This is a genomic window from Vibrio sp. 1-2 (7-a), assembly GCF_013048515.1.
Taxonomy (GTDB): Bacteria; Pseudomonadota; Gammaproteobacteria; order Enterobacterales; family Vibrionaceae; genus Vibrio; species Vibrio diabolicus.
Window position 1 is genome coordinate 223,974 of record NZ_VHSQ01000003.1, and the last position, 20,810, is coordinate 244,783.

Below are 20,810 nucleotides of genomic sequence, written 5' to 3' on the forward strand. Positions count from 1 at the left end.
TAGCTAAAAATTTTATCACTATCTAACTAGGGGCAACTAAGAAAATCTACAATTCAATTAATAATCCGAACTAATAATTTACTAACCAATGCTTCATCTCGGTCATAACAACATAATAATTTATTGTCAGAATTTCAGATAAAAATAAAAATTTAATTTATATATAACCTAAATATTATCTATTACTAGACAGGAGAAAAGTATAATTTCCGTTTCTTAAAACTAAGGGAGGCTTTTTTCGATACCTTTGAGTTTGTATCGTCATCAGTAAACTGAGTGTAACAATGAGGGATAAGGCATCCGGCTTTAGCACGAAAAGATAAGCCACTGTTATTTAAGTTCACTCTCTGCTTTTTTATCACTAAAGACTTTAAATTTCGGTTACCTTCAGTTTGTATAGCAATTCTTTCACGTACCCCAACCCAGTACGAATCAAACGACGACATTATACATATCCTCTTTCATGGTATAAGCAGTTGTAATTAAACATTGCTCAAAGCTAGATGTAGAATTCAGTAAATTATTTAAATTTTATTTATCTATAAATTTTAATTTAAATAGATTAACCTGCACATTCCACACAAAATAAAAGGTTATGTCAAAGATTAATTATCATTAAGTTTATTTATACTAGATATAAAATTAAGTTATAAATTTAAGGTTATCTAAAGTATAAATTTTTAGAATATCATCAGCTAATAGTTAATAGAAATGCAGAGGGCTTGTTGAATATGAAAACGACAAATAGAAGCAAAGAACCATCTATATATTGAATAATCTTCAACGGGGTTACAATTCAAATAAAAGTAGCGCATCTAGTAAGATGCGCTATGGATTTGATCAGTTTTGGAGTATGAGTTCGGATGAAAACAAACTTACTTGAAGTGACTGAGCCAAGTTTGCTTATGGTTTAAGCTTCAATACCTTATCAATATCTTCTGCGCTGTGACGTTCAGGTAACTGCTCCCACTCTTCTCCCCATGAGCGATTCACAATACGACCACGCTGGACAGCTTCTCGCTCATCAATCGCTTTCGCCCAACGCACAACGTTTTTATAGCTTTCTACGTCTAAGAATTCAGCCGCATCGTAAGCACGACCCAGTACAAGGTTGCCGTACCATGGCCATGTTGCGATATCAGCGATACTGTACTCATCGCCTCCTAGGAATTCATTGTTTGCGAGGCGCTTGTCTAATACATCTAACTGACGTTTTGCTTCCATTGTAAAACGGTTGATTGGGTACTCGAACTTCTCTGGTGCGTACGCGTAGAAGTGACCAAAACCACCGCCTAGGTATGGCGCAGAACCTTGCAGCCAGAATAACCAGTTCATTACCTCAGCACGCTTAGCGCCTTCTTTTGGTAGAAAGTGACCAAACTTCTCTGCTAGGTAGAACAGGATGTTACCTGATTCAAACACGTTCACTGGCTCAGAACCTGAACGGTCAACCAGTGCCGGAATTTTAGAGTTTGGGTTAACAGCTACAAAGCCAGAACCAAACTGGTCGCCGTCACCAATCTTGATCAGGTATGCATCATATTCTGCTTCTTTTACGCCTGCCGCCAGAAGCTCTTCAAACATGATCGTTACTTTCTGGCCGTTTGGAGTCCCCATGGAATAAAGTTGGAATGGGTGTTCCCCAACAGGCAATTCTTGCTCATGACGAGCGCCTGAGTCCGGGCGGTTAATGCTCGCCCACTGGCCACCATTTTCGTTATCGTTTGTCCAAACTTTTGGTGGAATGTATTCGTTAGCCATTGTTATCCCTTATTGTGTTTGAATGCATTATCAAGCTGGCAAACTCAGTGCGCCAGCAAGCATGATGAAGTAACCCACCGCATTCGATAAATGGGCATACCCAAGATATTAGGCCGGAATCTTCAAATAAAAGTCCTGACCTTTCACTTAATTAGAACCTTTGGTTATGGAATTTTCTTTCACGCTATAAGGAAAAACGTTGTTTTAATGTGAGTTAGGTTCGAGATGCTAACAATAATGAGTAAGCCCAACTCGGCGGCGCACCTCTGTTTGGTGATTTAGAACAACCGCTTAACTTTACAGTCACTAAGAGCGAAGTAGTGTTAGATACTTTGGTTCAGAAGACTTACGTACGTGAAAGATAGTTAGGTTAGATAGTTAAAAAGAAAAACGCCCTTCACTGAGTCAATGAAGGGCGTTTTAATGTAATCGAAACCGTTACTTAGCAGATTCAAACAAACCAGTGATACCTTTCAAAGGGAAAAGCCTTGCTTGCTCCAACCCTTTCAACGTTACCTTATTGAGGTCATCAATAAAGAAACGACTGGTCATCGTGTGTTTGCCACCATTAATAAAAATCTCGATGACAGAGTTGTCGATATATATATCAATCGTCTGCTTAGCGTCCAATCTTGGTGCTTTTCGAATGCTACCAAATTCTTCTGCGTACAAATGAGACATGTGACGACGGTCCAGCATAAACTCGTGCTCTGTCGCACTAAAGACGATGTTGTCACCTTTGAGGTTACTCAGCTCAAGTTCAAAGCCATCGCCCTCAAGGTCTAATTGTATCAAACAACTGGTGCTTTCCAGTGTATGGGATTGTGCAAAGACCACCTCTTCTTTTCTTAAACTCTTCAGCTCAGGGAGTGGAGTTTGAACAAGAAAACCATCTTTCAACGTTAGTTCTCTAGGAAGAGACAACATTCCTGCCCACTGGTGTGTGACCGATGGTGTGTCGATTTCTGGCAACCCTATCCATGCAATAAGAATGCGACGCCCACTCTCATCTAAATAGGTTTGTGGGGCGTAGAAATCAAACCCATAATCTGGCTGTAAAATATCTTGGTGGTTTTCTAAAGTCATCGACTCTAGGTTCAACTGATCACCCACGATATACGCGACAGAATAGATGTTTTTGAAATCATAAGGATTACTACTGCTCACGCCCTGTGGAGAAAACAGCATCACCGATTGACCATTAATCTCAAAGAAATCAGGACACTCCCACATATACCCAAGGTCAGAAAGCTTGGTCTTGATAGGACCTTTATGCTGCCACGTTTTCAAATCTTTGCTTTGATAGAGCGCCATTGAGCCATGCTCAGTTTTGGTTTGAGCACCCACCACCATCAAATAGTCGTCGCCTTTCTTCCAAACTTTTGGATCACGAAAGTGCTCCGTGTAATGTTCGTTCTCAATGACCACACCATGCTTTTCAATGTTGCCGTCTGAATCCATGGTGGCAAAGCACTGTGTTGGAATTCGGTTCCAGTTTTGGTCACGCTTGTTGCCAGTAAAAAACAGCAAAGCCTTGTTGTTTTCCACCAAAGCGCCACCCGAATAAACACCATGTGAATCGTAGTCTTGGTCGGGATGAAGACCCACGCCATGATCAGTAAAATGGATGAAGTCTTTAGTAGAAAGGTGGTACCAATACTTCATTCCATGGACTGGTCCCACAGGCGTCCACTGGTAAAAGATGTGGTGCTCACCATTGAAATAGCACAACCCATTTGGGTCATTTAACAGCCCAAATCTAGGGGCGATATGAAAACTAGGAAAGCCTTTATCTTGCTGACGTGAAAGTTTCATTTCTTCGATATCACACTGAGGGATTTGCTCAAGTCGGCGATATCTTTGCTCTACAGTCCAACGGTTGTTTAAGCTCATAATTTTTCTCAACTGAAATTGGATCTGAAGATCATTGCCCAATAAATCGCAGCAATTCTGTCTGGGTCGGAAGCGCGGTCATTGCGCCTTTTTGCGTCGTCGCTAATGCACCACAGCCATTTGCCCATTGAATCGCAGAGCTAACAACAGGATGATTTTTCCAATCGTCATGCTGAGACAGACATGCCAGTAGCCCTCCGACAAAAGCATCACCCGCACCTGTGGTATCAATCGGACTAACGACTTGACCTGTGATCAGTTCACTCTGACTTTCAAAGACTCGCCAAACACCTTTCGCACCTTGTGTCACCAAGACCAAAGCAATATTCAAAGAGGCTATTTGTTGTAAACCTTGCGCCATCGATGTTGAGTTAGTTAAGAACAAAAGCTCTTCTTCAGAGAACTTAACCACATCAGCCATCGCTACAGCCTTCATCACGACAGCTTGGATTTCTGATTGATCTTGCCAAACTTCATCACGCAAGTTAGGGTCAAAGCTAATGAAACCACCAGCGGCTTTTGCTCTTTTGATCGCCTCAAACGTGCTGCTTCTACTTGGCTCATTTGCCAGTGAAATCGAGCAGACATGCAGCCAGTCACCTTGCTTAAAGTTTGGGATGTCTTCAACAGACATAAACTGATCAGCGCTCGGTTTTACCATAAACGTAAAACTGCGTTCACCTTGATCGTCTAAATCCACCACCACTGTTGATGTTCTTTGCTCAGGGTCTTTAATGAGAAACTCCGTGCAAACGCCCTCTTGATCGAGTATTGATTGCATGAAGCGACCAAATGGGTCATCACCCACACGTCCAAAAAACGCACTCTTACCAGATAGACGAGCAATTGCTACGGCGACATTCGCTGGTGCACCTCCGGGACATTTGAGTAAAGAAGTCTCAGATTCCGGTATTAGATCGACAACAGCATCACCAGTTACCCACACTTGATTCATCTTGCTTACCTTAAAATTAAAGCCCTGATAGCCCAACGTGTTGAACACCTTCACTACCAAGTAAAAATTGAAAAAGGCTAGCCAAGCCATTAGTGCTTGGCTAGCACCCCAAACATTTAGGAAAAGAAGTGGATTTTGGGGGACTCCACCCTTAAGGAGTTCAGATTAAGCCGCTGCTTTTTTACCGACTTTAGCGCGGTCACGCATACCAAGAACGATGGTGAGAACAAATGCGGTCAAGAACGCGATCACCATACCCGCGATGTAGTAACCAATCTTATCTGGCGTGATGGAAATGATGCCTGGAAGACCAGCTGCACCCAATGCCTGAGCTTTCACATTAAACATTGTGATGAACGCACTTGATAACGCTGCAGCGCAAACTGCCGCAATAAATGGGTAACGTAGTTTTAAGTTAACACCAAACATGGCTGGTTCTGTAATACCCAGCAAACCCGTGACACCCGATGGAATCGCAATACCTTTCATCTTCTTATCTTTACTCATCACGCCCACCGCCAACGCTGCAGCACCTTGAGAAACGTTAGACATTGCCGCAATAGGAAAGATAAAGGTGCCGCCAGTCGTTGCAATGTCCGCAAGAAGTTGCGTTTCAATCGCAATAAAGCTGTGATGCATACCGGTAATAACAAACGGAGCATAGATAAGACCAAATACCGCACCACCAACAAAGCCAGCTGTGTTGTATAGCCAGTTCAGACCATCACCCAATAGGAAACCGATATCACGCGTGAATGGGCCGACGACAGTAAACGTCAATAAGCCCGTAATGAAAATCGCAAGTAGCGGCGTTAAGAGGTTATCTAAAACAGAAGGAATGACCTTGCGCAGGCCTAACTCAACCTTCGCAAGAATGAATGCCGATACCAAAACCGGTAACACCGAACCTTGGTAGCCCACTTTTTGAATTTCAAAGCCAAGAATATTCCAAACCGGAATGTTGCCAGATACCGCAGCCCCCCCGAAGCCCCACCCGTTAAGTAATTCTGGGTGAACCATCAACATACCTAACGCCGCCCCTAAATATGGGTTACCGCCAAACTTCTTACTGGCTGAAAATGCCAGCAGAATAGGCAGGTAAACAAACGGAGCATTCGCAAACGTGTTGATCATGTTCGCCAAGTCTGTCAGTCCTGGGTTGGCATCAATCAAAGATTTGCCATCAATAAACAAGCCTTGAGCAGTCAAAAGGTTATAGATACCCATCAACAAACCGCCAGCGACGATTGCTGGAATGATTGGGACGAAAATATCAGACAGCCCTTTCACCGCGCGCTGAACGATGTTTTGTTTCTCTGCGCCAGCAGACGCAACGTCGTTGGTGGACATTTCACTCATCCCCGTCAACTTCGCCATTTCTGCATAAACTTGGTTTACGATGCCTGATCCAAAAATGATTTGGTACTGACCCGCAACTTTGAACTGCCCTTTTACCCCTTCAAGGCTATCAATCGCTTGTTCATCTATTTTTTGCTCATCTGCAACGGCAAGGCGTAAGCGTGTCGCACAATGCGCAAGTGCGGTGATGTTGCTTTTACCACCTAATAGAGTTAACAACTCTTTTGCTACTGCCGGATAATTCATTTCATACCCCATTGGATTATTATCTGAGCTTGCGAAATTTTCGGGAACGTTTGCAAAACAGATTTTTGCTCAATAAAACCAAATGATCAAAGATAAAGCAGAGAGAATGTGAGAATGATCGTCAAATTCTCTCCCTAAGAGCAGTATAGGAGGTTAGAATCGCTACTTATCAAAGAGCCTTTCATCTTCTCTTTGCAAACAATCCCAAAAACGAAAAACAGAATGGATAGGAACAATGGCGAGTCTGCATGATGTCGCCCGTCTGGCTGGCGTATCAAAATCAACAGTGTCACGGGTTATAAACGATGAGTATGGCGTAAAAGAAGCGACAAAACAGAAGGTCCGCCAAGCAGTAGCGGAGTGTGGCTATGTGCCGAACCAAGTCGCTAAAGATCTAAAATCTCAAAAGACCAATCTGGTTGGTGTCATTGTTCCTCGGGTTTCCTCTCATGCCACATCCCAAGGTGTCGATGGATTAACCGATGTCCTTGAAAAAGCCGGGAAACATGTCTTACTTGCTAGCACTCACCAAGCCCATGAAAAAGAACTGGAATACATTCAGATCTTTAACCAAAAACGGGTTGAAGGGATCATTCTTTACGCCACCCACCTCGATTCCAAGCTGGTAAAAGCAATTCAAAACTCAGCCGTCCCAGTTGTGCTCGTCGGTCAAGATGGTTCCATGTTTAATATTCCAAGCATCATTCATGATGACGCACGAGTAGGGTTTGAAGCGGGAAATAGACTGGTTGCAAAAGGTTGCCAAACCATGGGTTTTATTGGTGTGCAAGGTGACGATATCGCGGTAGATAAGCAACGCTCTGAAGGATTTGTTCAAGCGCTACAACATCATGGTTTTGAGCTCGCCTTCCATGCTCGTGGTGACTTTACAATCGATTCTGGCTATTCATTGGCAAAACAACACTTAACAAAGAACCCTAAGCTAGATGGCTTGTTCTGTGCGACAGACCGTATTGCTATCGGTGCGATGAGAGCGATTCAAGAGCTCGGGTTAACACCGGGTAAAGACGTTTTAGTGCTAGGAGTTGGTGATGATGAGCTCGCATCAGTGTGCACCCCAACCTTATCAACATTTAACTATGCATTTGATAAAGCAGGGGAAAATGGTGCGAAACTGTTACTAGATAGAATCGCCAACAGAAGTTTTGAAATGAGTAAGATGGTACTAACCTTCAAAACAATTGAGCGTCAGTCCTGTTAATGAAAAAGCGCCAACTGAAATCAGTTGGCGCTTTTCTTATTACTCTTTGTCGGTTAGAGCCCTTTAGAACCAAGTTTCCATTTGCAGTGCAAACAGAACTTCACCACCATCACCCATCGTTGCAGCGCCCGCATCCTGGCTAATCGAGTAGCCATTCAAGTCTTCGCTCCAATCAACGTAGCTAACTGCAAAACGTAGCTCCGGACGGTCAAAGAAACCTGCTGCGGTAGACATCTTAAGCGTTGGTGCAATTGTCGCTTTGTAAAAACTGCCACTTGCTTTATCAATCGCATTGTCTAGGTCCATGTATTGGTATGAGCCTTCATAAACCATCTCAAAGTTTTGCGTAAACTCTTGTGCTAAGCGGATGTTGAACGATGCCCACGTAAATTCATCATTTTTAGCAAAGCGATCTTGGCTGTGTTCTGCTAGCAACGCAGGTGCTACACGCCAGTTGTCGCCGATGCGTGTTACACCATAACTGAACAAGCGTACGGCTTTTGCGTCTTCTAGCAAATCACCGTTTGAACCAATGCCTTTAAGTTCCGCACCCAGTCCATCACCCATCAAAATACCGGTTTTAGAGAAGCCTTCACTCATGCCAAAGAAGTTATCGCCATGGTAAGCAAACATCGCATGTAAACCTTTGTCCGCTGCACCTTCTACGCGATCATTGTTATCAGCAGACGTCATGCCGCTCAGCATCAATTGCCAATTACCAAAGCGGTTGTTCATTGTCGCGATATAGTTTTCAACATCCGTTGACGAGCTATCAATCTCACCAAAATCACGACCATAGATCGAGAAGTTTGCTTTCCATGAATCGCTCATTTGGACGTCATACACGCCTGCACCAGTACCAGATAGGAAAACGATATCCGAGTCAAAGAAGTGAATGTCAAAGTTATCACGGTCAAATCGTTTGCCTGCCCAAAACGTTGCGTCAGCAAACGCACTTGATTCAGAGAACATGCTCAACTTGTTTAGCTCAGCATATACCTGACGAACGTTTAATTGACTCTCACTCGCTGTCCATTCGTTATTGGTTTCCGTACTATCTGCCAACATGATTCGGAACAGTGCGCTGGAACCATCATCTGCAAAGCGTTTGTGAATAAGGTTTGCTTCCACATAATGATCATCCTCAACCCCTAATCGTCCAATTGGCGCGCCAATAGCACCAGCTGCCGTCATGTAAGGACCAGTACCCACTGCACCATTCAGATCATCATTAATGAGCAACCCGGAACGAGCGTAGCCATGAAACTCAAAGCTTGAGGCTTTTTCATTTGCTTCTACGGATACTTTTTCTGTCTGTTCAAGCCTCTGTTCTAATTCATTAATTCGCTTTTCAAGAGCGGCAACATCTGTTGTTGCGAATGCAGGTGCAGTAACCAGCCCAAGCGCTACTGCCATCGTCAAAGTGTGTAGTTTCATTTCCATAGTCTCACGTAAATTTATACTTAGGTTATTTGCAAACGTTCCCAAGCAAAATTGCAAACTTATGGTGACTTTAAACGTCCATCTAAAGCCTGAATTTCAGAGCGCTCAGATACAGAGCGTCTCTACCACTTGTATCAATGAAGGCGATAATATATAAAATTTTCGGGAACGTTACCGCGAGGAAGAAATTTTGTTACTTCTATCACGTTCAATTGTGTTACTTACAGAAAAATCATTAACCAGCGCACAGTTAAATTATTCGCTCTAGAGGAAGCAGTTTGAAGATATCAGGCTGTGAATGGGGATTTGATGTTCGCTTGAGGGAATGATAATCACTCACTTCCCCAATCTACTTGGTGACGACGCGCCTCTAGAAGATCAGCGGCTAAGCTTGAAAGTGACTAAGAGCGAAGCGGATCTCGATACCTTGGTTCAAACAACATAAAAGGCAGTTAAGACGAGATAAACGCCCTTCACTTTCTGTGAAGAGCGCTTTGTTATTCTAATTCAAGCTAACGAAACTCTTTTTTGGACAGACATTATTTAGGTCTGCAGCTAAATATTCACAGAGCTAATCATTGAATTCATATAACATTAGGAAAATAAACTTTAATACTCCTGCCCCAATTCTTCGACTGCTCGAATGGTCATCATCCGCATGACTAAAAGATCGCCAAGTAAGAAATTGTTCAAAGTTCTTACAAAAAACACTCCCTTAGCAAGGAGATATTCGACTAAAATCACACGCTTAACACGAAAATTTCAAGGACCGGGTATGAATAATCAGGGCTGGATTCACTATTGGCGTAATTCTCTTGCCGATGCCGACAGCGCGAAAGGTGCATTAAAAAAACAAGATCTGAAGAATTATGTGCGAGCGACAACCGACGAGTTCAAAGAAGGTAAGCTTAAACCTGATTCTACATTGCTAGAAGATCTGTTTCGCAATGAACCAGATACCCTAACCGCCGTACAAATTCATCATCGACCGATCACCTATTATCTTCGGAAAGTTCATGGCAAAGATTACAGTGGTAATATGCCTGGTGTACTGACACCGATTGTCTGCTCTTTATGGGTCAATCGTGAAGGACTATTATTTCCTCACACCGCGCCATTCATACCTCGTGATTTGCTTGCTCCTCAAGGAAATGACACCTTTACTATCGCTGACGTTGATAAGATCGATGAATTCCTGACAACAAATGAAATTCCAGCGCTGTCTAATGAAAGTATTCCTGCCAAATTCGAACAAGAAGAACAGTATCAGAACCATCAAAAAGATTGGCACAACTACTACGGACTCACTCAAAAACTATTTGCCGATTACTGCGATAGAAACCAAATCGAGCAGTTCTACGAAGACATTGAAAGTCGTGGCTTAGTCAACAAAACCAACGAGTGCCCGGGTGCTTCAAGGCATATTTTAAAACTGTACGATAACCTAAGCAATTCAAGCACAACCTTGCCTCTGCTTGATAGTTACGCGGTAAAAACAGTAACCAACCACGATGAATGTATTGATGTATCTCATACAGTGAATTCGCGTTTTGGCCACTCAAATAGTCAATTCCCGCTAGCTAAAGCACAATGCGATGCTTTGGCCCATACCTTAGCTATGCAAGAAGGCGATATTCTTGCGGTAAATGGTCCTCCTGGCACAGGTAAAACAACGTTTGTTCTATCTGTAGTCGCGTCACTGTGGATCGAATCTGCGCTAAAAGAGAGTCAGCCGCCGCTAATCATTGCGGCATCGACTAATAATCAAGCAGTAACCAACATCATTGATGCTTTTGGTAAAGACTTCGATGAAGGCGAGGACGAACTATCGGGCCGATGGTTACCTGACATTTTTAGCTATGGTGGCTACCTGCCATCGGCGTATGGAGAAATGGAAGCTGCCAAAAGTTACCAAACTAAGCATTTCTATGAAAAAGTCGAGCAGTTGGATTTTGTCGATCAAGCCCAAGCGCATTATTTGGATAGAGCAAAACAGGCGTTTCCACAACAAAATTTTGCTGATGTAACGCAAGTTAAAGCGCATCTCCTTGCCGAATTGCGCCAACATCAAAACCAGTTAGATTACATCCAAAACAATTGGCATCACTACAACCGCCAACTGACTGACATCCATTCTCGGCTGGGGCATAATCCCCAACAAACATTGGCAGATCAACAACAAGCCGTTTCTAATGCGCAAGTATTGAAAGATAACGCCAAAGAACAGTTAACTGCGTGGCGAAGCTACCTCGGTAATGAATCTACATGGTTAACTCTGTTTAAGTGGTTACCGCCAATCAAGAATAAACTTGAGCTCCAGCGTAGGAGTTTCATGTTTAACCTTATTGAGCACGATGAAGAGCAAATTGAAAACCTGTCATCAGACCGATTTGAGAGCCTACTCAAGCAAATATTTTCTAGTAAAAAAGACGATTTTGACGAACAAAAAAATCGGTATCAATCTTGGTTAGAACAGTATCAAGAGTTTGAGCAATCACAACTGAATTGGCTTGATTCTATCAATAACTTTACTGAAGACTCTCCAGAACAAACTATTCCACAATTGACCGACATCGATTCGGTTTTAGATATCACGATCCGTTTTCGAATGTTCCGCTTAGCTGTCCATTACTGGGAAGCATGCTGGCTACTCAGTTGCCGAGATTTGGGTCAAGGGCTGAACAAGCAGGCCCGGAAAACAGGTCTGAAAACGGTTCGTCCGCGCTGGCAACGCCGAATGATGCTCACTCCTTGCATTGTATCAACGTTCCATTCTCTGCCTTCTCATATGACTTACCAGTCTCACGTTGGGAATAATGAATTTGAAACTGACTATCTGCTTAATGAAATCGACCTTTTGATCGTTGATGAAGCGGGTCAAGTAGCTCCAGAAGTTGCTGCGGCCTCGTTCTCTCTAGCCAAAAAAGCATTGGTGATTGGTGATATTTACCAGATCCCGCCGATTAGAAATGTGTGCTCATCAATTGACCGAGGCAATTTAAAGCAGCATAAAGTTATCAGCTCTGATGATGAATACACAGTCATTCAAGAGGAAGGCCGAAGTGTAGTGACTGGCAGTGTGATGCATGTAGCACAACAAGCAAGCCGCTTTCATTATATGCCGGAAGCTGAGCCTGGAATGTTTTTGCAAGAACATAGACGCTGCTACGACGAATTGATCTCATACTGCAACGACCTTTGCTACCAAGGTATCCTGGTCCCCAAGCGAGGACTAGCGACCGAAGGTAGCCTCTTCTCTCCTTTCAGTCATTTGCACGTCGACGGTATCGCGGAATCATTTAGCGGCAGCCGACGCAATAAGTTAGAAGCAGAAACTATCGCTGCATGGTTACATGCCAATAAGGTTGAAATAGAGAATTACTACGGTGAGCCACTGGCCAAGTGTGTGGGTATCATTACTCCATTTTCAGCTCAAGTGAACCAGATCAAGACTGCGTGTGGTGAGTTCGATATCAAAGCAGGCAAAGGGGATGACCAACTAACCGCCGGCACCGTTCACTCTCTTCAAGGTGCTGAACGCAAAATAATTATTTTTTCCCAGGTATACACCAGACACAACGATGGCGGGTTTATCGATATGGATCCGTCAATGCTCAACGTCGCTGTCTCTCGAGCCAAAGATGCATTCTTGGTGTTTGGTGATTTGGATATCATTGAAGCTGCGCCATCAGCTTCTCCACGAGGATTACTCGCCAAGTATCTCTTCACTGACGAGCGAAATGAGCTTGAATTTAGTGTTGGTCAACGCCCCGATTTATTACAAATATGCGGCCATCCGAAACTGCTAACCAATGCCGAAGAGCACGATGCGTTTTTATCAAAACTGCTGAGGGAAGTACAACGAAAAATAGATATCGTATCGCCTTGGTTACTGCTAGACAAACTGCAATCAACTGGGCAGTTAGAACTACTAAAAACAGCACTGCAGAAAGGTGTCCAGATAACCATACACACCGACAGACATTTCAATACCACTGTCGCAAACCACCCGGATACCAATAAAGTAAAAGCGTTTCAACATTGCTGCACGACCTTGGAACAGCTTGGTATCGTTATCAATGTGATAAATGGTGTCCATAGTAAAAGCGTTTTTGCTGATGATCGGTATATGGCGGTGGGGTCATTCAACTGGTTTAGTGCAAGCAGAAGCGGAAAATACGCCAATATCGAGACATCATTAATCTATGTCGGTGAGTTAGAGAAGGAGATCAAAACTCAACTCAACTTCTTAAATAGCCGAAGCTGCAACACAAACAAGCAGCCCGTGACGTAGACACAAAGCGTCACTCTTTTGTCCCGAAGTGACTCAAAATCATTTTCAGCATACCCTCAGACAGTTGATTGCTGATTATTCACTTTTAATGGGCAATTACGAAGTAAGTTGCACGCCTTTCACATGAGTTTTATTGGGGAAAACTTGGGGCTAGAAGAGCAAGCGATTTTATGAGCGAAAATGACAATGTGGCAAAAACGCACCAACAGCTCAATTAACGTTACCCAACAAAAACGCCCTTCACATAAGTAAAGGGCGTTTGTTATTTGAGATTTTGATTAGCTAGTTATAACACCAACCCACCATCAATCTTGAGCACTTGTCCGGTTATAAACGCACTTTTATCAGACGCTAGAAACGCAACGCCATTCGCAATGTCTTGCGCCGAGCCCATGCGTCCCAGAGGCGTTTTACTTTCCATCATTTGAATGACTTTTTCAGGCAAGCTCTTTGTCATGTTGGTAGCGATAAAACCTGGAGCAACACAGTTGACTCGGATTTGAGCGCCTTTTCTTGCTAACTCTTTCGCCCAGCCTTTGCTCATCGCTATCACGCCACCTTTACTCGCGCCATAATTACTTTGACCAATATTGCCATCCGTTCCCACGATAGACGAAATACTGACAATACTGCCTGCACCTTGCTCTAGCATGACAGGTGCAACGCGCTGGGTGAGTAAAAACACCGCCTTTAGGTTCACGTCGATAACGCTGTCCCAGTCTTGCTCTAACATGTCTGGCAGCAGTGCATCTCTCGTTATTCCGGCGTTGTTGACCAGAACATCAATGCGTTGATGTTTCGCGACGATGCGATCGACCACTTCACTTACCGCTGCGGCCTCACAGAGATTCACTTGATAACTTGAAAGGTTTGGCGACTGACTCCACTCCACAGGCGAGATATCTAGCCCCACGACGTGAAATCCATCTTCGAGTAATTGTTCGCAAATGGCCTGCCCTATACCGCGAGCAGCCCCTGTAACGACGGCGACTTTTTCGTCTTTCATCTTGGTCTTCCTTAAATGTTGAGAGTACAAATTCGCTTGTATCCCTAGCGTTTTTTGTTTTTATGCCTAGTCGCGCTACAGCTGCGCTTCTCATACGCAGGGTCTTTTATATCTTATAAAAACTATAGAAACAGTCTGGGAGTCGGATGTGAACTAATCAAGGCAACTTGATGACTATGGCAAGATCAACTTAAGAAAGTGTGTTGGAAGGAGCAAAGTTACACGATTGGAGGACTTGGATAGAAAAGTATTGATCTGATGACTCAAATACTACTTCATCAGACCAATATTACTTGTCTCTTAATCTCTTACAAAAGCTGGTTTTGTTATTTTCACCAGAAAAGGTTGAAGCAAAAGATTAAACAACATTCCAGTAATAAACAGGGTGATCACAATACTCGCACCACTTGGTAAGTCGTAGCGAGCCGATGCGGCAATACCCGATAAAATCCCAACAATACCGATGCTGATACTGGCGACAAAGAATCGAGTTCCCTTCAATGCTGCCGTACATAAAGCTGGAATCACCAACAAAGCAAATTCTAAATAAATGCCGGTTAACTTGACCGTAATGGGCATCAGGATAGCAAAGATAAGATAAAAACCACTACCGCGCATAAACGCAGGTTTTAACCAAACCAATAGCAACATCGCAGCGGTAATGAGTGCCAAAGGCCAAACGTCTGCCCAAGTCGCCCATAACAGTTGCCCATTAAGAATGCCTTGAATAAAGTCTCCGCCGTGTGGGTCTTTGCTCACCAGCAGGATCGCCAGCGATGCAGACACCACAAACAAGCTGCCAATCATGGGCTCTAAATGTTGCTGGTATCGTTTCTCCATTAAGGCAATCAAACCGCAAAGCATCAAAGACATAACCCAAGGGCCAATCATTTCACCAAAGAATGAGCCTGAGAACAGCGCGTATTGGCTCAACCAGTAGTGGCTTAGTGCTGCCCCCAATGCCGCAACTTGCGCCACCGCCAAATCTATAAAGATGATCTGACGATTAAGAACTTGTTGCCCCAGAACGATGTTGCCAACTAACGCAATTAAGCCACACAAAACCGCAGGTAAAAGCCATGCATAATCTGCCATGACTTAGATCTTCACTGGAACGGGTGGCACTAACACATCCAGTAAATCATCAATGACCTGATCGTACATCTCATCCAAGCTTTCACCCTCAGAAACGGTCAATGGCAGTTGAATCACAGGTTTGTCAGTATGCTCCTGCAACCAGTTCGCTGGACGCAGATCCTGATGAGAGGAGTAAACAATCGCATCAAAACTGTCGGCATCTAACTTGGTAAGTGATTGCAGGTGAGATGTGGTCGGTGAAATGCCCGGTTTAGGTTCGAGATCGGCAATCTGCTTCATTCCGAGCCAATCGTACAAATAACGATACGTCGCGTGATAACCGACAACTTGCTTACCCTTTAAAGCCGCGCCTTTCTCATTCCATTCATTGAGCTTTTTTTGCCACTGCGCGCGAAACTTCATACCATTCACTTGGTAACTTTGCGCGTTGTCGGGATCAATCGCTTTTAAGCGCTCCGTTACTATACGAGATAATGGAATCATGTCATTTGCCGCAAATTGAACATGTGGGTTTCCGTGCGCATGAATGTCCCCCATGCTGCGGTCAACATGATCATGAGAGTCCAACATACGCACGAAATCGGTCGCATAAATCATGCTTTGAGCACCATTTTGAACGGCACTATTGCCACTTCGATTTTGAAGCATCGGCAACCAACCTACCTCCAACTCAGCGCCAGAGCACATCGCCATGTCAGCTTGGCGCATCTTGGCAATCAAAGACGGACGAGCTTGAACATAATGCGGATCTTGCTTAGCCGTGGTTGCTGAGTAAATGGTGGCGTTTGGGGCATGACTTTCAAGAAAAGCTTTCCATTCAGGCTCACAAACGAAAATGTTAAGAGCCAAAGCAGGCGAAGAGATGATGGCAGATCCCGCCGCCATCATCACTAAACTGCATTTACTTATCGCAAGTTTAGAACGCATGTGCACCGTGCGCTCCAAATGTCATTACGTATTGCAGAGTAAACACGTTGTCTGTTTCGCTGTCTTGGTTATCAATGCGAGTGTATTGCGCACGGATCGTACCGAAATGAGAAGAATCCCATGCGATCATCGCATCCATCTCTTTATCATTCAGTGCTGTGAAATGCATATGATCGCCGTGTGCGTGGCCATCATAGCTTTCTGCTTCGCCGTAGCGTAGGCCTGCAGACCAACTTGGGTTGAAGCGGTAAACGCCCGAAACATAGTATGCGCTTAGGTTGTCTGGTGACTCTGCATCGTTCTTATATTTACTGTCTACCACACCGTCTAACAACATGTATTCCGCAGATAGCGTGAAGTTGCTGTACTTGTAGTTACCATCTGGTGCCCACTTCCACACAAAATCTGCGCCGTATAGGTTCGCACCCGTTACAGCCGCAGCGTGGCTGTGGTCATGTTCTTCTTCGTGACCATGACCATGGTCGTGATCTTCGAATTCTTTAATTTTGCCATTTTCGTTACGCAGGTAGCTTAAACCAAACTGCCAACTTGAAGATTCAGAGAAATCATTACCAAGCTTCATCGTTGTCGTGTAAACACCAACTTTAGAGCCATCTTCAACAGAAGACATCTTGTTGCCGCTTAATGCTTCTACACCAAACTTCACGTAAAGATCGGTTGGCAGAACGATGTTTGCGCGTACACCGTCATCATAGTAATGCGAACCAAGGAAAGTACGATAAGCAATTGGGCGTTCAACGAAACTGTCAGTGTGCATGTGTTGATTGTTGAGGTAACCGAAGTCAGATAGGAATCGGCCCGCGCGCACGTTTACACCGTATGGCAATGCCAAAGTTTCGATGAATGCTTCTTCAAGCTCTAATTCTGTCTCATCGCCATGACTTTCAAGAACAGCGGTCAACGCACCGTGAAACTTATCGTCAATATTTGATGATAAGTTCAATTCCGTATGGCCTAGGCCAAAGCCTTCTTCGCGCTCAGAATTATGACGTTGACCATCTTGGTAGTAGCCATCAACAACAACACCAATCTGTGGGTTCGATAATGTATCGGCAAAAACAGGGGACGCAAAAATGCTACCGATCGCGAGAGAAACCAATTTCTTATTCACTACTTCTTTCCTCTTGTTATGTTATAACATTTAATTTTGCGATGTTATAATATAACAATTATCATTACACAAGCAGAAATTTAACTTGGTTCCGACAGCTAGCTCGTATTCAATCCCTGATTTTGACTATCAACAAGTGAATCAATTGATGTTTTTTATACGTATACTATTGAGAGTAAATCATTAGATAAGTAACGGAATTTCAGTATGTTGAATATGGATTTCTCGAAAAGAATCGTGATAGAAACAGGTGAACAGGAGTGGATCGCCAGCCCTTACAAAGGCGTGTGGCGTAAACCTTTGGAAAGAGAAGCCAAAGAATCAGGGCACACCACCAGCGTAGTGAAGTATGAGCCAAACTCGCACTTTTCGACTCATCCTCATCCTCACGGAGAAGAAATATTAGTGCTCGAAGGAGTGTTCTCTGACGAAGATGGTGACTACCCTGCTGGAACCTACTTGCGTAACCCTCCTGGAAGTCAACATGCGCCCTATAGCAAAGAAGGCTGTGTGATTTTAGTTAAACTAAATCAATTCAATTCTGATGATCTTGAAACAGTTCGCATCAACACGAACGAAGCGAATTGGTTACCTGGCACCGGTGGGCTGAAAGTCATGCCATTGCATGATTTTGAGCATGAACATGTCGCATTGGTTAAATGGCCGAAAGGCGAGAAGTTTCAACCACACCGTCACTTTGGTGGTGAAGAAATTTTTGTGTTATCGGGGGAATTTAAAGACGAGCTAGGAACCTATCCTCCCTACTCTTGGATACGCAGTCCACATATGAGTGAGCACTTTCCTTTTGTAGAGCAAGAAACGGTCATTTGGGTAAAAACAGGCCACCTGCCACTCCAAGCTCCTGCTCAGCAATCCTAATGTTGGAATACTTGGCATCGTCCCTTGAAACTAAAATCGGCTCGTAGATTACGAGCCGATGATCATTGCGTCGCTAAGAACCCATAATTCTCGAGTGGAGCCAATCTTTGAGCTCAGCTCGATTATGTTTTAACACGTTCATTTCGTGATCATCAATCGGGCTTCCTTGCAGTTCTAGTACGCGGATTTCCTTATCTAAAGCATTGTAGTTTTTAACGGTTTCAGCAAATGATGCATCGTTTTCGGCAAGCTGAGTAATGGTATCCAAATGTTCTGGGAATTCATGAGTTAATGAGTGATTTTCACCTAACATAGAGACCTCTTGGCTAGAGTTATTGATGTATATCTCCGCTCATTTTTTGAGCGACACATTCTTAACCATAGCACTTCATTGAGCACAATATCGTCGATTTGAGCACACTTTTACTGAACGTCTTAATGATGGTTCGTCGCTGTTTTCGACCCGGTAACTCCGCTCGTTGTTATTCTGTACTTTGTCAATAATCGGCTACATTTAATACACTTCTCATAAAAAGGTACATCTAATGAACAGCATGAAAACTGGCCTAATCAGTGCATCAATAGCCGTTGCACTTATTGGCTGTAATTCAGACAGTGACTCTGTCAGTACAATGACTCCTGTTACTTTGTCCGTATCAGATGCCCCTATTGATGACGTATCAGAAGTGGTGATCACATATAACAAAGTTGCATTTCTTCCTCTGGATGGTGGCACACCACAAGTATTCGATGTGTATAAAACAGACGAAGAAGGCAATTTGGTCGACGAAGATGGTAACCCCCTTCCCGAAGGTGAAGATCCACTCCCACTAAGTGTTAACTTACTCAATTTCCAAGGCAGTGACGCGCAGGAATTGGTGGATGATGAACTGATACCAACTGGTAATTATAAACTCTGCGTGTTTGCTAATGATGGCGATCATCCAAACTACCCATCGTATGTGATTGACGAAGCGACAGGAAATCAAATCCCACTGACCGTCAAAGGTGATGGTGCTTGCCCACAAGGTGTCGGAAAGGATCCTGACTCTAGAGTACTGTTCTTTAACAACACCTTTGCAGTCAACCCTGACAATAATGAGTTCGTAGTTGAATTTGATCTGCGCCGTGGCTTAAAAGACGGAACAGGCCAAAATGAAGGCTACAGCATTCAACGCACCTCCGTCACTTTAATTAACACGGTTACAACGGGGGAGATTCAGGGTGATGTCGCAACATTGACCTATCAAAGCTGCGAAACGGATACCCCAAGTGCAAACGGATATGCGCACGCGGTCTACTTATATCAAGGAAATATCGCTGAAGAAAACATGGGGCCATTTGCCGGCGCAGAAGGCCAAGCAATGCCAATCGCAGCAGCGAACGTGGTTCAAGATGTTGATGATGCAAATTACGAGTACGAATTCGGTTTTGTAGAACCTGGTACTTACTCGGTCGGTTATACCTGTACGGCAAATGACGATTCTGAAGAAGGTATTGTCGCTGGCGAAACTTTCAGCATTTATCAATCAACTAGCGGACTTAACGTATCCGTTGGTACTAATACAGACGCAAACTTTTAAGATCCCCTAGAAATGGCAGAGTCAGCACAAGCTCTGCCTTTTCTTCATGGCGTTCTTGGTCAGCTCTTTGCTCACCACAAATCGACTCACACGATAATACGTTCGTTTTCATCCTTAGAAGAAGCTAATGGGTAGATAGAAATCCAGCTCAAACGCCTCATCATGGCTGAGAAAGTGATTTTTATGATAATGGACATAAGCGGGCGTAGAACGCTGTTTAAAGCCAGAGTTAGGCAACCACTTCTCTAATACCATACTCAGTTGAGGAAGAAGCTCACCATATACTCCCGTTAAGCGAAAGACGGCATGTAAACCGCCTGGGATGGTCATTTGATTCACGACGCCACGCACTTTGAGCGGCGTATCAATCTCCATACAAGCCACATAGCGACACTTGTCGAGTTCTACCCAAGCAGGGTTGGAGTGATGCAAGCCGTATTGAACCGAAAAGTCCCGATTCTCAGAACTTGCCCACGCTTTCAAAATCAGCCACGCATTGCGAATGGAACGGTTATAGCCCTCATGCCGAACATACGCCGCAAAGCGTTGTGGAACCTCCATAATTTTAGGTTCTGGCAACTCGCGTTTCGCAACACGATGATAACCCGCTGCTACTTCCGGATCCTTCAAATACGGTTTTTCTGCGACTTGTAAATCATGCTTTCTCCACGCACCAGGTGACATAGCGAACGTCGCTTTAAACGCTCGGCTAAAAGAAGATACCGAGCTAAAGCCGCACTTGTTAGCAATGTCTAACACCGATGAGCTGGTATCAAACATAAGTTGATTGGCAGCGTATTCCATTCTTGTACGGCGGATATATTGATGGATGGACTCCCCCACTACATCTTTAAAAATACGGTGGAAGTGTTGTTCAGAATAGGCTGCTACATCCGCCAGCTCTTTAGCCGATAACTCTCTGCTAATGTCCTGATGAATGTAAAACAGCACGTCATTGATTCTGGAAACTTGTTGATGGCTCACGGAGTAAACTTTCGCTCAAATAGCATAA

At 43.9% G+C, this 20,810-nt stretch carries 15 protein-coding genes and 1 pseudogene; 5 read left to right on the top strand and 11 right to left on the bottom strand.

The genetic code is table 11. From position 1 onward, the window contains the following. Positions 1-903: 903 nt before the first annotated feature. Positions 904-1,761: a glutathione-dependent disulfide-bond oxidoreductase gene (gene yghU, locus FKN08_RS11235; RefSeq protein WP_074190461.1), complete on the bottom strand. Its 858-nt coding sequence runs from the start codon at positions 1,759-1,761 to the stop codon at positions 904-906. Between the two features lie 254 nt (positions 1,762-2,015). On the opposite strand from yghU, the pseudogene FKN08_RS23925 reads away from it, so the two are divergent. Continuing rightward, positions 2,016-2,126, top strand: a pseudogene (locus tag FKN08_RS23925) (dihydrofolate reductase); the annotation flags it as partial. Positions 2,127-2,199: 73 nt separating this feature from the next. On the opposite strand, the gene FKN08_RS11240 reads toward FKN08_RS23925, so the two are convergent. The 3 genes from FKN08_RS11240 to FKN08_RS11250 all read right to left on the bottom strand — a co-directional run bounded on the left by FKN08_RS11240 (position 2,200) and on the right by FKN08_RS11250 (position 6,214). Next, on the bottom strand, positions 2,200-3,654 hold the full coding sequence (locus FKN08_RS11240) for a sucrose-6-phosphate hydrolase (RefSeq protein ID WP_170892132.1): 1,455 nt from the start codon (positions 3,652-3,654) through the stop codon (positions 2,200-2,202). 31 nt (positions 3,655-3,685) lie between these two features. Beyond that, on the bottom strand, positions 3,686-4,609 hold the full coding sequence (locus tag FKN08_RS11245; protein ID WP_170892133.1) for an aminoimidazole riboside kinase: 924 nt from the start codon (positions 4,607-4,609) through the stop codon (positions 3,686-3,688). Positions 4,610-4,774: 165 nt separating this feature from the next. Next, a complete protein-coding gene (locus FKN08_RS11250; RefSeq protein ID WP_017188252.1) occupies positions 4,775-6,214 on the bottom strand; it encodes a sucrose-specific PTS transporter subunit IIBC in 1,440 nt (479 codons plus the stop codon). A 235-nt stretch (positions 6,215-6,449) separates the two neighbouring features. Here FKN08_RS11250 and FKN08_RS11255 point away from each other — a divergent pair, with 235 nt between their 5' ends. Next, positions 6,450-7,436, top strand: a complete 987-nt coding sequence (locus FKN08_RS11255) for a LacI family DNA-binding transcriptional regulator (protein ID WP_009698245.1) — start codon at positions 6,450-6,452, stop codon at positions 7,434-7,436. Between the two features lie 63 nt (positions 7,437-7,499). Here the strand turns inward: FKN08_RS11255 and FKN08_RS11260 are convergent, their stop codons facing one another. After that, positions 7,500-8,873, bottom strand: a complete 1,374-nt coding sequence (locus tag FKN08_RS11260) for a carbohydrate porin (RefSeq protein WP_170892244.1) — start codon at positions 8,871-8,873, stop codon at positions 7,500-7,502. 781 nt (positions 8,874-9,654) lie between these two features. On the opposite strand from FKN08_RS11260, the gene FKN08_RS11265 reads away from it, so the two are divergent. Further along, positions 9,655-13,173, top strand: a complete 3,519-nt coding sequence (locus FKN08_RS11265) for an AAA domain-containing protein (protein WP_170892134.1) — start codon at positions 9,655-9,657, stop codon at positions 13,171-13,173. 286 nt (positions 13,174-13,459) lie between these two features. Here FKN08_RS11265 and FKN08_RS11270 read toward each other — a convergent pair whose 3' ends face one another. The 4 genes from FKN08_RS11270 to FKN08_RS11285 all read right to left on the bottom strand — a co-directional run bounded on the left by FKN08_RS11270 (position 13,460) and on the right by FKN08_RS11285 (position 17,336). Beyond that, complete coding sequence (locus FKN08_RS11270) at positions 13,460-14,179, bottom strand: beta-ketoacyl-ACP reductase (RefSeq protein WP_170892135.1); 720 nt, start codon at positions 14,177-14,179, stop codon at positions 13,460-13,462. A gap of 300 nt (positions 14,180-14,479) precedes the next feature. Next, the gene (locus FKN08_RS11275) at positions 14,480-15,274 is read right to left on the bottom strand and encodes a metal ABC transporter permease (protein ID WP_170892136.1); all 795 of its coding nucleotides are present in this window, start codon (positions 15,272-15,274) and stop codon (positions 14,480-14,482) included. A 3-nt stretch (positions 15,275-15,277) separates the two neighbouring features. Further along, entirely contained in the window at positions 15,278-16,204 is a 927-nt protein-coding gene (locus FKN08_RS11280; protein WP_170892137.1) for a zinc ABC transporter substrate-binding protein, read from the bottom strand. Further along, positions 16,194-17,336 carry a hypothetical protein gene (locus FKN08_RS11285; protein WP_170892138.1) on the bottom strand — a complete coding sequence of 381 codons (1,143 nt, stop codon included), beginning with the start codon at positions 17,334-17,336 and terminating at the stop codon, positions 16,194-16,196. The genes FKN08_RS11280 and FKN08_RS11285 overlap by 11 nt, the downstream gene beginning before the upstream one ends. A gap of 207 nt (positions 17,337-17,543) precedes the next feature. Between FKN08_RS11285 and FKN08_RS11290 the strand changes: the two genes are divergently transcribed. Further along, positions 17,544-18,215: a cupin domain-containing protein gene (locus FKN08_RS11290; RefSeq protein WP_170892139.1), complete on the top strand. Its 672-nt coding sequence runs from the start codon at positions 17,544-17,546 to the stop codon at positions 18,213-18,215. 73 nt (positions 18,216-18,288) lie between these two features. Here the strand turns inward: FKN08_RS11290 and FKN08_RS11295 are convergent, their stop codons facing one another. Continuing rightward, entirely contained in the window at positions 18,289-18,528 is a 240-nt protein-coding gene (locus FKN08_RS11295; RefSeq protein WP_005392770.1) for a YdcH family protein, read from the bottom strand. Positions 18,529-18,760: 232 nt separating this feature from the next. Here FKN08_RS11295 and FKN08_RS11300 point away from each other — a divergent pair, with 232 nt between their 5' ends. After that, positions 18,761-19,798, top strand: a complete 1,038-nt coding sequence (locus tag FKN08_RS11300; RefSeq protein ID WP_170892140.1) for a DUF4382 domain-containing protein — start codon at positions 18,761-18,763, stop codon at positions 19,796-19,798. A gap of 114 nt (positions 19,799-19,912) precedes the next feature. On the opposite strand, the gene FKN08_RS11305 is transcribed toward FKN08_RS11300, so the two are convergent. Further along, complete coding sequence (locus FKN08_RS11305; RefSeq protein ID WP_045606594.1) at positions 19,913-20,782, bottom strand: helix-turn-helix domain-containing protein; 870 nt, start codon at positions 20,780-20,782, stop codon at positions 19,913-19,915. Positions 20,783-20,810 lie beyond the last annotated feature (28 nt).